This window comes from Thalassovita gelatinovora, assembly GCF_001458355.1.
Lineage (GTDB): Bacteria > Pseudomonadota > Alphaproteobacteria > Rhodobacterales > Rhodobacteraceae > Thalassobius > Thalassobius gelatinovorus.
Genome location: NZ_CYSA01000005.1, coordinates 1 through 13164, shown reverse-complemented (window position 1 = coordinate 13164; position 13164 = coordinate 1). Strand labels below are relative to the sequence as shown.

Annotated in this window: 13 protein-coding genes; 4 read left to right on the top strand and 9 right to left on the bottom strand. The window is 58.0% G+C overall.

The window, feature by feature from the left end:
• The first annotated feature begins 31 nt into the window (after nt 1–31).
• Nucleotides 32–904: an NAD(P)-dependent oxidoreductase gene (locus tag TG4357_RS01820; protein WP_058261173.1), complete on the top strand. Its 873-nt coding sequence runs from the start codon at nt 32–34 to the stop codon at nt 902–904.
• Here the strand turns inward: TG4357_RS01820 and TG4357_RS01815 are convergent, their stop codons facing one another.
• The 5 genes from TG4357_RS01815 to TG4357_RS01795 all read right to left on the bottom strand — a co-directional run bounded on the left by TG4357_RS01815 (nt 905) and on the right by TG4357_RS01795 (nt 6377).
• The gene (locus tag TG4357_RS01815) at nt 905–1240 is read right to left on the bottom strand and encodes a DMT family transporter (protein WP_058261172.1); all 336 of its coding nucleotides are present in this window, start codon (nt 1238–1240) and stop codon (nt 905–907) included.
• A 131-nt stretch (nt 1241–1371) separates the two neighbouring features.
• Nucleotides 1372–2586 carry an NADP-dependent isocitrate dehydrogenase gene (locus TG4357_RS01810; protein ID WP_058261171.1) on the bottom strand — a complete coding sequence of 405 codons (1215 nt, stop codon included), beginning with the start codon at nt 2584–2586 and terminating at the stop codon, nt 1372–1374.
• Nucleotides 2587–2703: 117 nt separating this feature from the next.
• The gene (locus TG4357_RS01805) at nt 2704–3918 is read right to left on the bottom strand and encodes a multidrug effflux MFS transporter (RefSeq protein ID WP_058261170.1); all 1215 of its coding nucleotides are present in this window, start codon (nt 3916–3918) and stop codon (nt 2704–2706) included.
• A gap of 214 nt (nt 3919–4132) precedes the next feature.
• Nucleotides 4133–4780 (bottom strand): DsbA family oxidoreductase, encoded by a 648-nt coding sequence (locus TG4357_RS01800; RefSeq protein ID WP_058261169.1) that lies wholly within the window; start codon nt 4778–4780, stop codon nt 4133–4135.
• A gap of 67 nt (nt 4781–4847) precedes the next feature.
• Nucleotides 4848–6377 (bottom strand): class I adenylate-forming enzyme family protein, encoded by a 1530-nt coding sequence (locus TG4357_RS01795; protein ID WP_058261168.1) that lies wholly within the window; start codon nt 6375–6377, stop codon nt 4848–4850.
• Nucleotides 6378–6439: 62 nt separating this feature from the next.
• Here TG4357_RS01795 and TG4357_RS01790 point away from each other — a divergent pair, with 62 nt between their 5' ends.
• On the top strand, nt 6440–7066 hold the full coding sequence (locus tag TG4357_RS01790) for a helix-turn-helix domain-containing protein (protein WP_058261167.1): 627 nt from the start codon (nt 6440–6442) through the stop codon (nt 7064–7066).
• Nucleotides 7067–7130: 64 nt separating this feature from the next.
• Here the strand turns inward: TG4357_RS01790 and TG4357_RS01785 are convergent, their stop codons facing one another.
• Nucleotides 7131–8945: an extracellular solute-binding protein gene (locus TG4357_RS01785; RefSeq protein WP_082644044.1), complete on the bottom strand. Its 1815-nt coding sequence runs from the start codon at nt 8943–8945 to the stop codon at nt 7131–7133.
• 267 nt (nt 8946–9212) lie between these two features.
• Between TG4357_RS01785 and TG4357_RS01780 the strand changes: the two genes are divergently transcribed.
• Both TG4357_RS01780 and TG4357_RS01775 read left to right on the top strand, forming a co-directional pair.
• Nucleotides 9213–9986 carry a 3-hydroxybutyrate dehydrogenase gene (locus tag TG4357_RS01780; RefSeq protein WP_058261166.1) on the top strand — a complete coding sequence of 258 codons (774 nt, stop codon included), beginning with the start codon at nt 9213–9215 and terminating at the stop codon, nt 9984–9986.
• An 83-nt stretch (nt 9987–10069) separates the two neighbouring features.
• On the top strand, nt 10070–11107 hold the full coding sequence (locus TG4357_RS01775) for a patatin-like phospholipase family protein (RefSeq protein WP_058261165.1): 1038 nt from the start codon (nt 10070–10072) through the stop codon (nt 11105–11107).
• Here the strand turns inward: TG4357_RS01775 and TG4357_RS01770 are convergent.
• From TG4357_RS01770 to TG4357_RS01760, 3 genes are all read right to left on the bottom strand, one after another.
• Nucleotides 11104–11820, bottom strand: coding sequence for a DUF502 domain-containing protein (locus TG4357_RS01770; RefSeq protein WP_058261164.1), 717 nt, complete (start codon nt 11818–11820; stop codon nt 11104–11106). The genes TG4357_RS01775 and TG4357_RS01770 overlap by 4 nt on opposite strands.
• Before the next feature lie 99 nt (nt 11821–11919).
• Nucleotides 11920–12825: a pseudouridine-5'-phosphate glycosidase gene (locus TG4357_RS01765; RefSeq protein ID WP_058261163.1), complete on the bottom strand. Its 906-nt coding sequence runs from the start codon at nt 12823–12825 to the stop codon at nt 11920–11922.
• On the bottom strand, nt 12822–13164 hold a 343-nt coding region (locus TG4357_RS01760; protein WP_144433913.1), incomplete at its 5' end, for a PfkB family carbohydrate kinase. The genes TG4357_RS01760 and TG4357_RS01765, both read right to left, overlap by 4 nt.

Genomic DNA, 13164 nt, shown 5'->3' with positions numbered 1-13164 from the left:
CTTGGGGAAAGACAAACAATTGGGGGTAAATATGGCGAAAGTTGCTTTTCTGGGTCTGGGCGTAATGGGTTATCCCATGGCTGGGCATTTGCAAAACTCCGGCCATACGGTCACGGTGTACAATCGTACGGCTGCAAAAGCGGAAAAATGGGTGGCAGAATTTGGCGGCCAGATGGCGCAGACGCCGAAAGACGCCGCAGAAGGCTGCGATTTCGTCATGGCCTGCGTTGGCAATGACAACGACTTGCGCGCCATCTGTTTGGGCGATGACGGGGCTTTCGCGGGCATGGCCGCGGGGACGGTTTTCGTCGATCACACCACTGTGTCGGCCAAGGTGACCACTGAATTGAGCGCAGTGGCCAAGGATCAGGGGGTGTCTTTTGTCGACGGGCCGGTTTCAGGCGGTCAGGCTGGTGCCGAAAACGGTCAACTGGTGGTGATGTGTGGCGGCGAAGAAGGTGCCTATGCCAAGGCTGAACCGGTAATCGGCGCTTATGCCAAGCTGTGCAAACGGTTGGGCGAAAGCGGTGCTGGCCAGATGTGCAAGATGGTCAATCAAATCTGTATTGCCGGTTTGGTGCAGGCCCTGTCCGAAGGGCTGAACTTTGCCGAACAAGCGGGGCTGGACGGGCGCGCGGTGGTCGAGGTGATCGGCGGCGGCGCTGCCGGGAGTTGGCAAATGGTGAACCGCTATGAAACCATGATCGAAAACCAGTTTGAACATGGTTTCGCGGTCGACTGGATGCGCAAGGATCTGGGCATTTGCCTGTCGACGGCAGATGAAATTGGGGCCACACTGCCGGTGACCGCGCTGATCGATCAGTTCTACAAGGATGTGCAGGCGCTTGGCGGTGGGCGTTGGGACACGTCCAGCCTGATCAAACGGCTTCGTACGCCATCCTGATCAGGAATGGCCTGTATGTGAAAACAGGTTAATGACAAGGATCCCGGCCAGGATCAGGCCCATGCCCAGCACTGCGGCAAGGTCCAGTTTCTGGCCGAAGACCACAAAACCGATCAGGGCAATCAGGATGATGCCCAAGCCGGACCAGAGCGCGTAGACGACACCGACAGGAAGTATCTTAAGGGTCAGGGATAACAGCCAGAAACTGCACCCATAGCCCGCGATCGCCAACAGCGACGGCAAAAGCCGGCTGAATTGCTGGCTCGCTTGCAACGCGGTTGTGCCGATGGTTTCGGTGGCCACTGCCGCCAATAGAATGAGATATGTTTTGGGCATTGGTGTCCTAAAATTCTAACGCACAAAGTACCAATCCCGACAGCCAGGATCGCGCACCCAGTAGCGACCAGAAAACCGGTGCGAGTGCAAGCAAAACAATCTCGGATATCTATCCGACCGTGCCAGCGGGATCAGCCCGCCAGCGCTTTGCTGAGATTTTCGTCAATCTTTTCCAGAAATCCCATCGTGGTCAGCCAACCTTGATCGGGTCCGACCAGCAGCGCCAGATCCTTGGTCATGAAGCCGCTTTCGACCGTATCGACGATCACCTTTTCCAACGTGTCGGCAAAGCCCATCAGCGCGGCATTGTCATCCAGCTTGGCGCGGTGTTTCAGCCCGCCGGTCCAGGCATAGATCGAAGCGATCGAATTGGTCGACGTCGCTTCGCCCGCCTGATGCTGGCGGTAATGGCGGGTCACGGTGCCATGGGCCGCTTCGGCTTCGACGATTTTACCATCGGGCGTCATCAGCTGCGACGTCATCAGACCCAGCGACCCATAGCCCTGCGCCACGGTGTCGGATTGCACATCGCCGTCGTAATTCTTGCACGCCCAGACATAGCCGCCGGACCATTTCAGGCAGCACGCAACCATATCATCGATCAGCCGGTGTTCGTACCAGATGCCGGCCTCTTTGAACCGGTCTTCGAATTCTTCTTCATAGACCTGCTGGAACAGGTCTTTGAAGCGGCCGTCATAGGCCTTGATGATGGTGTTCTTGGTCGACAAATAGACCGGCCATTTCACCGACAAACCGTAATTGAGCGATGCACGGGCGAAATCGATGATTGAACTATCGAGGTTATACATCCCCATGAACACGCCCGCCGACGGGGCGTCATAGACGTCGCGTTCGATTTCGGTGCCGTCTTCGCCGACGAATTTCATCGTCAGCTTGCCCGCGCCGGGGAAATGGAAATCGGTGGCCTTGTACTGATCACCAAAGGCATGACGGCCCACCACGACCGGTTTGGTCCAGCCCGGTACAAGTCGCGGTACATTGCTGCAGATGATTGGTTTGCGAAACACAACCCCGCCAAGGATATTGCGGATGGTGCCGTTGGGCGATTTCCACATCTGTTTCAGGCCGAATTCTTCGACCCGGGCTTCGTCCGGGGTGATGGTGGCGCATTTGACCGCGACGCCGACTTCCTTGGTTTTCAGGGCGGCGTCGATGGTGATCTGATCATCGGTCCGGTCGCGTTCTTCGATACCCAGATCATAATAAAGCAGGTCAATGTCGAGATAGGGCAGGATCAACTTGTCCTTGATGAATTGCCAGATGATGCGGGTCATTTCATCGCCGTCCATTTCGACGATGGGATTGTCTACCTTGATCTTGGACATTTGGGGCCTCTGTCTCAGAAAGGGATACAAATTTTAGGCGGCCAATGGCATTGGCCTGGGGTTGTATACAAATGTATACATTTTGGCGCAACCGCTATATCGGGTTTACCCAAGCGATCAGGCAAAGCCGCGGATTTCGAGTCTGCGCATATATTGCAACGTGATGAAGGCCAGGCCGGCCGCCAAGGCAATGCCGATCGAAAGCGGCAAAGGTGTGCCATTGAAGGCCAGACCAACAGGGGCAGCGATCGCGGCACCGAAGACGGTGGCAAGACCGCCGCTGACGCTGGCTGCGGTGCCAGCGATATGCCCCATCGGTTCCATCGTGATGGCGTTGAGATTGCCCAGTGTCAGGCCGACTTGGAAGAAGATCGAGGTCATCCAGATCAGGAAGATATAGAACATGGGGTCACCGCGTAGGCCGAAAAGCCAGATCGCGGTCATCAGCACGGACAACACCGTTTGAACGCCAAGTGCCAGCGTCGCCAGTGCCCGCATCCCATAGCGCATCACCAAAGCCGCGTTGAGAAGGCTGGCCGAACCGGAAAACAACGCGATGCCGGCAAACCAGTAGACGAAATGTTCCGACTGATCGAAAACATCGGAAAAAATCGGCTGAATAAGGCTGATCGCCATGAAGAGCAACGAAAAGCTCAGCGTTTGCGCCAGAATGGAATACCGCACCGTCGGATGGGCGAACATTTCCAGCACCGCCTGCCAAAGGGTTTGCAGATGCAGCGGCCGGCGGGCGTCCCGGGGCAGGGATTCTGGTTGCCGCAGGCCCAACCAGCCAGCGGAAAACAGCGCGAACAGGATGAAGGCGAGGAAAATGCTGCGCCAACCGGACAGCGCTATGATCCACGACCCCATCAGCGGCGCGATGGCGGGAACCAAGGTGAACACCATCATTGCAAAGGACATGATCCGTGCCATGCCACGCCCGGCATAAAGATCGCGGACAATCGCCAGCCCGACAACCCGGGGTGCGGCCGCACCGAGCCCCTGAATGATCCGTGCGGCCAGAACAAGTTCCAGCCCCTGTGCTGCGAAGCACAGCAAAGCCCCAAAAATATACAGCCCGGCCCCGGCCAAGATCACTGGTTTACGTCCAAATCTGTCCGAAAGCGGACCGGTAAAGAACGTCCCCACCCCCATGCCGAATACAAAGCTGGTCAGCACCAATTGCGCCTGGTTGGCGTTGTCGGGGCTGAGTTCCAGCGCGATCTGGGGCAGGGCGGGCAGCATCGAATCGATCGAAAAGGCGACAGTTGCAAAAAGCATCGCCAGCAGGGCAATGAATTCTACGCGGGACAGGGGGGCACGGGGTGTCATGCAAAACCTTCGGTTTTTAAGTCACTCTGGCGCTATCACAGCCGGTAGACAGGGGCCAGATGGGACAATTACGGTATTTTGCAGATGATTCCGCCTGACGATAAGGCGCATGTTTGCGTCTTTTTCTATGACGGGATCAGTCGCTTTTGACGATCAATCCTTTCCGATTGATCGCTGGTGTCTTGTCGAATTGAATTGGTGGTATGTCGCTCAGTCAGTCGTTGGCGCTGGACATGATTTCGTCGATCACCTTCAGCCACAGATCGGTTGACTGCGCGCCGGGGACTGCGTGTTGGCTGGCCACGATGAAGGTGGGGACTGAATTAATCCCCATTTCACGCATGGCAGTGTCACGGTCACGGATTTCCTGTTCATCGGCATCAGTGGCCAGCAGGCGCCGAACGACGGCAGCATCCATGCTGCAACTGTCGGCGATATCGGCCAGCGTGTCGTGATCGCCTATATCGCGGCCATCCTGAAAATAGGCTTTGAACAATGCAGAAACCACCGCCGTCTGCATGCCTTCGATCCCTGCCCAACGGATCAGGCGATGCGCATCGAGCGTATTCGGTGTTTTTTCGATGGCGTCGAAATTGATCTGCAACCCGGCTTGTTTGGCGTGGTCGACCACCGGCATATAAGCCTTGATCGCACCATCCTTACCACCGAACTTGCTTTCCAGATAGCCGCGCCGGTCCATGCCGTCGCGCGGCATTTCCGGATTGAGCTGAAACGGATGCCATTCCACAACAAAGGGGTGGTTGGGGCGCTGTTCCAATGCCCGATCGAGATAGGTTTTGCCGATATAGCACCACGGGCAGATCGGGTCGGAAAGAATATCGAGCTTGACCGCTTTGTCCATCATTCACGTCCTTTGTTATGCGCCCTCAACTAGGGCGAATTGCAGCCTTTGGAAAGGGGCAGGCGGTTCAATCAGGTTGCTTGGTGGGTAAAAACAGCGGTTTCAGGGCTTTGCGCGACAGCTTGCCGTTGGGATTGGTCGGCAGGCTGTCCAGCCGGACCCAGGCGCGCGGTTGTTTATACCGGGCCAGGTTTTGTTGTGCGAAGGCGTTCAGTGCGTCCTCGGGCAAGGTGGCATCGGCGGTATAGAAGGCCACGACGATACTGGTATCTTGCTTGATTTCGACATCGGTAACACCGATGTCGCGGATGCCGGGGCAGTGATGCAGCACGGTTTCGACCTCCAAGGGGGAAACACGGTAACCGCCGGCATTCATCATATCATCCCCCCGCCCGGCATAATCGATCTGCCCGTCAGTGCGCATCGTGCCGTGATCGCCGGTCATGAACCAATCACCTTGAAAACGGGCTTCGGTTTCTTCTTGGGCGCCGTAATATCCCAGCATCAAACCGGGATCGTTGCGATCGATGGCGATGGTGCCTTCCTCGCCGCGTTCGACGGGACCATCGGGGCCCAGAATGGCGATGCGGCGGCCCTTTTGCGGGCGGCCCAGCGATCCGTCCGTGGCGGGCCGGTCGGGGCTGGCGGAAATGAACGTGGAACATTCCGACATGCCGTAGGCTTCGAAAATCTCTGTGCCGGTGGCTCTGCGCCAATGGTCGCAAAGGGCAGTGGACAGCTTTTCCCCCGCGGCTAATCCATGCCGCAATTTGGGCAGATCGAGATTTTCGTGATGGTTTAGGAGTTTTCTGTAAACACCCGGTGCTGCAGCAAAAATAGTCGCATCATGACGTTTTAACAGCAGCGGTAATGCCTCGATCGGGACGTCCTTGGCGGGGATCAGAGCGGTTGCGCCGACGCTCCACGGGTCCATCAACCCGGTGCCCAAAGTAAAGGTCCAGTTGAACGCGCCTGCATGCAGCAGCCGGTCGGATTGGTGCAACCCGTACCAGCCGTCATGCATCATTTGCCTGGCCCAGATCGCGCGATGTGCGTGACAGACCGCGCGCGGATTGCCCGAGGTGCCCGAAGTGTAGATGATATAGGCCAGCCGGTTCGGATCACCCATCGCGTAATCGGCGGGCGGCAGATCGCGCATTGCCAGCAATTCAGCGGTATCGATCACCGGCAACCCGGTATCGTTCGGACAGGCGACACCGGCGTCATGTAAAATGCCTGCCGGTGATAGTTGCGCCACCATTTTTGCAACTTCCGGCGCGGTCAACATCGACGAGGTCGGCACCGGCACCAGACCGACCGCGATTGCAGCCAGATAGGTAATCGGGAATTCAACCGTATTTCCAAGCCGCATCAACAGGATATCGCCCGGATTGAAACCCTTTTGCAGCAACCCGGTACCGGTGCCAAGCACCGCAGCTTGTAGTTTGGCATAGCTCCACCGGTCCGACCCGGTTGGTGACAGCACGGCAAGCGCGATCTTGTCAGGCAGATCATCGGCATGGGCCAGAACATGGGCGGTCAGGTTGAACGTGTCGGGGCAGGGCGCGGGGGCGCCTTCGTCAAAAATCGAGATCATGAGGTGATTTAAACACAGCTGCCGCCCGTTGCAAGAAATCGCGGTGCTGCTATGAAAGCCGTATGACGGAAGATCGAGATCCAAAATCCCTGATCCGTATTGCCCGCGAATGCGGGCCCGAGACGGCACCGGAACCGCTGGACCTGCCCACGCGGGTGCGTGAGCTGCGCAAATCGCGCGGGCTGACTTTGGAACAGGCGGCAGGTCAGGCGGGATTGGCGCGCTCCACCCTGTCGAAGATTGAAAACGGCCAGATGTCGCCAACCTATGAGGCGCTGAAAAAGCTGGCGACCGGGCTGGAAATTACTGTGCCGCAGCTGTTCACCCCGCCAAGTCGTGAAAAGGTGAACGGTCGCATGGCGGTGACCCGGGCAGAGGAAGGCGTTGCGCAGGCCACCGTCACCTATGAGCATGAATTGCTGGCCTCGGCCTTGACCAAGAAACAGATGCTGCCCTATCGCGCCCGGGTGCGGGCGCGATCGATGGAAGAATTCGACGGCTGGGTCCGTCATGATGGCGAAGAGTTTCTGTACGTGCTGACCGGGGTGATACGGCTTTATACCGAATTTTATGAACCGGTCGAAATGCGCCGTGGCGACAGCGCCTATTACGACGCGACCATGGGCCACAACGTGGTGTCGGTCAGTCAGGACGATGCGTTGATCCTGTGGGTCACGTCACTGAGTTGATTTTCGGCCCCGGATTTTGTCTCAGGATTGACATCGGTTTGAATATTTTGGGAACGATGAATTCCTAGTTGTCCGACCACCACAGTTCCGGCATCCAAGTATAGCGTGCACCATAGATCGGAACGGTATCGGGATAGGCGAGCGATGCGTCATGGGCGATGCGGTCGGGGCCGAAGCCCCAGATCGGGATCACGTAGCGTCCGGCAGTCAGCAGCCGATCCAGCGCACGCGTCGCGGCGATGAAATCCTGCCGATCAGTTGCTTGTAGCATGGTGTCGATCATCGCGTCGATGGCGGGGTGTTTGATGCCGGGCAGATTGCGCGACCCTTCGGCATCGGCCGCCGCGCTGCCCCAGTAGAGACGTTGTTCGTTGCCCGGGCTCAGCGACAGATCGCGGCGGATCGGGATCATGTCGAAATCCTGATTTCTTTCGCGGGCGGCGTATTGGGCGTTGTCGACGGTGGTGATCGTCATATCGATGCCGAGTCGTTGCAGTGCTTGACGATAGATCGACATCACCGCCTGACCGCCATGATCACCCTGGCGCAGCAGGATTTCGAACCGCAGCGGGGCACCGCCAGCATCGACCAATTGTCCGTCCCGCACCGTCCAGCCCGCCTGTTCCAGCAGTTTTACCGCCTTGCGCAGATCACCACGATTGCGCGGCGAGGCATCGCCCTTGGGCAGATCGAGGCCTTCCAGTGTGCCGGGCAGCAGGATGTTTGCGAATGGCAGCAGCAGGTCGCGGACCTTGCCGTCTGCCGGGCCCGGTCGCAATCCCAGTTCGGAATTGGAAAAATACGAGGTGATGCGGCTTTGACGGTCGCCGGTCACGGTGGCGTTGATATAGGGAAAATTGAACGCCAGCAGCATCGCCTGCCGCACCCGCCAATCGGAAAACGGCCCGCGCCGGGCATTCATCGCGTAACCTGTGATACCGGTGGGGCGCTGATGGCGGATTTCCGACGTCACCACCTTGCCGGAGGTAATGGCAGGGAAATCATACTGCGCGGCCCATTTTTCGGCGTTGAATTCGCGATGGGCTGTCAGGATACCGGCCTTGAACGCTTCGAACATGACGCTGTCATCGCCAAAAAATTCCAACCGTATTTCATCAAGGTTGGCAGTGCCCCGGCGCAATGGCAGATCCTTGCCCCAGTAATCAGGGTTTCGGCGGAAGCTGACGAAGCGGCCCTGTTCGTAATCACCGACCACGTAAGGGGCTGACCCGACCGGGATGTCATGCAGGGAAGAGGCGGCGAAATCCCGATCCTGCCATTGTGCTTTTTTCAGGATCGGGCGCAGTCCCGCGATCAACGCCAATTCACGGTCTTCGGTGTTGAAGCTGATCTTCAGCGACTGTGGCCCGGTCTGTTCGATCTTGTCGATTTTGTTGTGAAAGCCAAGATAGCGGGGGTGACCTTCGGTGCCGAGGGTTTCAAACGACCAGATCACGTCTTCGATGGTGACCGGGCTGCCATCGGAAAACCGGGCCTCGGGGCGCAGGGTGAATGCGACCCAAGAACGGTCCTCGGGCACTTCGATCGATTCGGCGAGCAGCCCGTAAAGTGAAAACGGTTCGTCCCAGTTTCGCCCCATAAGTGATTCGAAACAAAGGAATCGCTGCATCCAGGGGGCGGTGCCTTTGCGGATGAACGGGTTCAACGAATCGAATCCTCCCGTGGTTCCTTCGATCAGGCGGCCGCCTTTGGGGGCATTGGGATTGGCGTAGGGTAAATTTTGAAAATTCGCTGCCAGCGCCGGTTCGCCATACATGGCGATTCCATGCACCGGGTCAGCGGTAAGCGCGGAACCCAGCAAAACAAGCGCGAAAGCGCAACCCAGTCGTCTCAGCGGTTGGAAAATCAGTGGTCGCATTTTGGCAACAATCCTGCTCAGCCCTTTGTTTCTTATCACTTAGCCTATCGGTGGATTCAGCCCAATTCAATTTTTTAGCTTGGAAGCGAGGCCGGGAAGGCTTATAAAGGGATCACTGCTCGATAGGTTTCTTGCCTGTATGAAACCTGCCTCAATAACTTAACGCCGGCTTCGTGCCGGCGTTTTTTTTCGTAGTTTCACCTAATCGCCAGCGCCGTTTTGGTCATGTATGCTGCGGATGCATAATGACAGGAGGATCTGAAGGTCATGGCATTGAAAGGCAAGACTGCGGTTGTCACCGGGTCGAATTCCGGCATCGGTCTGGGCGTGGCGCGGGAACTGGCGCGGGCAGGGGCGGATATCATGTTGAATTCCTTCACCGACCGGGAGGAAGATCATGCGCTGGCACAGCAGGTCGCAGAAGAATTCGGTGTGATGGCCCGCTACATTCAGGCGGATATGTCGAAATCCGCCGACTGCCGGGCGCTGATCGAACAGGCCGGGACCTGCGATATCTTGGTCAATAACGCCGGTATTCAGCATGTAGCCCCGATCGAAGATTTCCCGGTGGAAAAATGGGATGCGATCGTTGCGATCAATATGTCGTCGGTGTTTCATACCACCGCCGTAGCCTTGCCGATGATGCGCAAAGCGGGCTGGGGCAGGGTGGTCAACATCGCCTCGGCGCACGGGCTGACTGCGTCGCCGTTCAAATCGGCCTATGTTGCGGCCAAGCACGGGGTGGTCGGGCTGAGCAAAGTGACCGCGCTGGAAACCGCAGAAGATCCGATCACCTGCAATGCGATCTGTCCGGGCTATGTTTTAACACCGTTGGTCGAAGCGCAAATTCCCGACACGATGGAAAAATACGGCATGGGTCGGGATGAGGTGATCAAGAAGGTCATGCTGGAACGCCAGCCGAGCCGCGAATTTGCCACGGTGGAACAGTTGGGCGGCACCACGGTGTTCCTGTGTTCCGACGCGGCTGCGCAGATCACCGGCACCACGATCAGCGTCGATGGTGGCTGGACCGCGCTTTGAATGGATGCACCCGGCGGCGGAATGGTCCGGCCGGGTGCAATCGCATAAAATAAAACTGGCAGAGCCAGGGGCAGGAAGATCAAATGGCAAAGAAACGGATCAATCTGGCCTTGCAAGGGGGCGGGGCCCATGGTGCCTTTACCTGGGGCGTGCTGGAACGGTTGTTGGAGCAGCCTGATCTGGAAATCGCCGCGATCTCGGGCACGTCGGCCGGGGCGATGAACGGGGCGGCGTTGAAGGCGGGGTGGGTTGAAGACGGGGCAAAAGGGGCTGCAGCGCGGCTGAACTGGCTCTGGACCCGGCTGGGGGCCATTCAGGACATGCGGATGACCGGTTGGATGGCCGATCTGTTTCCCGATGCCGGTTTTCTGAATGCGGCGATGGAATTGTCCTTTCCGTACACATTTGCAGAATCCCTGTCCCGGATGACATCGCCCTATGGGTTTGGACCGTTTTACAGCAATCCGTTGGAACCGGTGGCGCGGGAATTCGATTATGACAAGGTCTGTGGTGACAGCGGGCCGCGTTTGTTTGTCGGGGCCACCAATGTGCGCAGCGGTGCGGTGCGGGTGTTTTCGGGGCAGGAGATTTCGACCGATGTTCTGCTCGCGTCGTCCTGTTTGCCGACGATCTTTCAGGCGGTCGAGATCGAAGACCGCAAAACCGGAAAGGTCGAGGCCTATTGGGATGGCGGCTATACTGGTAATCCGGCGCTGTTTCCGCTGTTTTCAAATGATCTGCCCGACGACATTCTGATCGTGAATATAAATCCGCTGCAACGCGACGAAATACCGGTCACGCCGCAACAGATCAACAACCGGATCAATGAAATCAGTTTCAACACGTCGCTGTTGCGAGAATTGCGGGTGATTTCCTATGCGCAGAAACTGGAAAGCCAGACCGGAAATCCGAAACACGGGATGGCACGGTTGAATATCCACATGATCGCGGATGATGCGTTGATGAATGAACTTTCGGTGAGCACGAAAATGCTGCCCAGCCCGTTCGTCCTGCTCAAGCTGAAATCGGCGGGGCGCGAGGCGGCCGATCAGTTCCTGAAAGCGCATTTCGACGATCTGAACACCCGCAGCAGCGTCGATCTGAACGCGATGTTCGGCTAGGCTTTGCCGACCTCGGTTTTCGGCGGTTTCTTGTCGCCGGATTTTTTCTTGTCGCTGGGATAGACCAGACCGGCCGATATCACCAATTTGGCGGCGTCTTCGACGCTCATGTCGAGTTCGATCACATCCGCACGCGGGAAATACAGTAAAAAACCCGAGGTTGGGTTTGGTGTGGTCGGAACAAAAACGCTGAGCAGATCATCGTCATCGGGATGACCAGCGCGAGCCGCAACTTCGCCTTTTGCTTCGGTCGAAACAAAACCGATGGCCCAGATGCCTTTGCGCGGATATTCGATCATGCAGGCCTTTTCGAAACTGCGTTCAGACTGGGCGAACACGGTTTCGGCAATCTGTTTGACACCGGAATAGATCGAACGGACCACCGGCATGCGCTGAACCAAGGATTCCGCGAACCGGATCAGCGATCGACCCATCAACCCCTTGGCAACCCAACCGACCAGAATGGTGAAGAACAGGAAAAAGAAAATGCCGACGCCACGCAGGTTGATGCCGACATATTTTTCCGGCTGAAACCTTTGGGGCACCAGCGGCAGAACGAAACTGTCTACCCAGCCGGCAAACGACCAAATAAACCAGATCGTCAATCCGACCGGCGCAATGACGACGATCCCGGTCAGGAAACTGGACCGCAGACGGGCAAACATCCCCGGACGGTGGGGCGGTGGAATTTCGTCGTCGAAAGGGGTCGTCATTTGGAAAGCACCGCATGGTCAAGGGCGTTGCGCCTATCTAGGCGCTTTGGGCGGTTACCACAATGACCCGATGGCGTTTGGATTGGTCTTGATGTGGTATCAGATCAATTCGCGGGCGATTGCGGCGGCCAGGCGCGCATTGTTCAGCACCAATGCGATATTGGCGTCCAGCGACCGGCCTTCGGTCAGGTCGAAAATCCGTTGCAGCAGGAAGGGCGTGACCGCCTTGCCGCTGATGCCCTTGGCCGTTGCTTCGGCCGTGGCTTGGGCAATCACCGGGGCCATCACCGATTGCGGGATTTCGGCTTCGATCGGGATCGGGTTGGCGACCAACTGGCCACCGGGCAGGCCCAGACGCGCCCGCATCTTGTGCGCGGCGGCAATATTGGCGGCATCGTCCATCTGCAACGGCGCGATCAGATCGGATGTGGCCGACCAGAAGGCGGGGAAGGATTGCTGACCATAGGCGATCACCGGCACGCCATAGGTTTCCAGCACTTCCAGCGTCTTGGGCACATCGAGGATCGCTTTAGCCCCGGCGGCGACCACGGTGACCGGAGTTTGCGACAGTTCGCGTAAATCGGCAGATATATCGAAACTGTGCTCGGCCCCCTTATGCACCCCGCCAATGCCGCCGGTGGCAAATACGGCGATGCCTGCCAGATGGGCCGCAATCATGGTCGCGGCGACGGTTGTTGCCCCGGTATGCCCCAAGGCCATGCAGGCCGCCAGATCGGCGCGGCTGAGCTTGGCAACGCCTTGAGCCTGGGCCAGTGTTTCCAGCTGAGTATCGGTCAGGCCCGCGCAAAGCTGCCCGTCGATCACGGCGATTGTGGCCGGGGTTGCCCCGGCCGCGCGCAGTTCGGCTTCGACCCGGCGGGCGGTTTTCAGGTTTTGTGGAAAGGGCATTCCATGGGTGATGATGGTGCTTTCCAGCGCGACGATGGCACTACCGGCTTGTTTGGCTGCGGCCACTTCGGGGGACAGGACGGGGACAAGGGTCATGCGGGTTGTTCTCCGGAAACGTAGGTCGCGGCGATTACAAGCGCGCGTTGCAAGGCCTGTTCACGCGGCAAGCCAACGCGTTCTGCGGCCATATGAGCGGCCATGAAGGTATCCCCGGCGCCCGTGATGCGTGTGACCAGTACCTCGGGTGGAGGTGCACTGATCACGCCTTGGGAACAGCCGTCACTGGCCGGATTGGCGCCATTGGTGACCAAGGCACGCGCCGCACCATGCCGTACCAGCGCCGCAGCTGCTTTCGCCGAACAGTCGAAGCTTTGCTGGCACAGTGCCCGGCGGTGGTATGATAGGGCAGGTTGTAGCCAAAATAGGTCCAGCCGG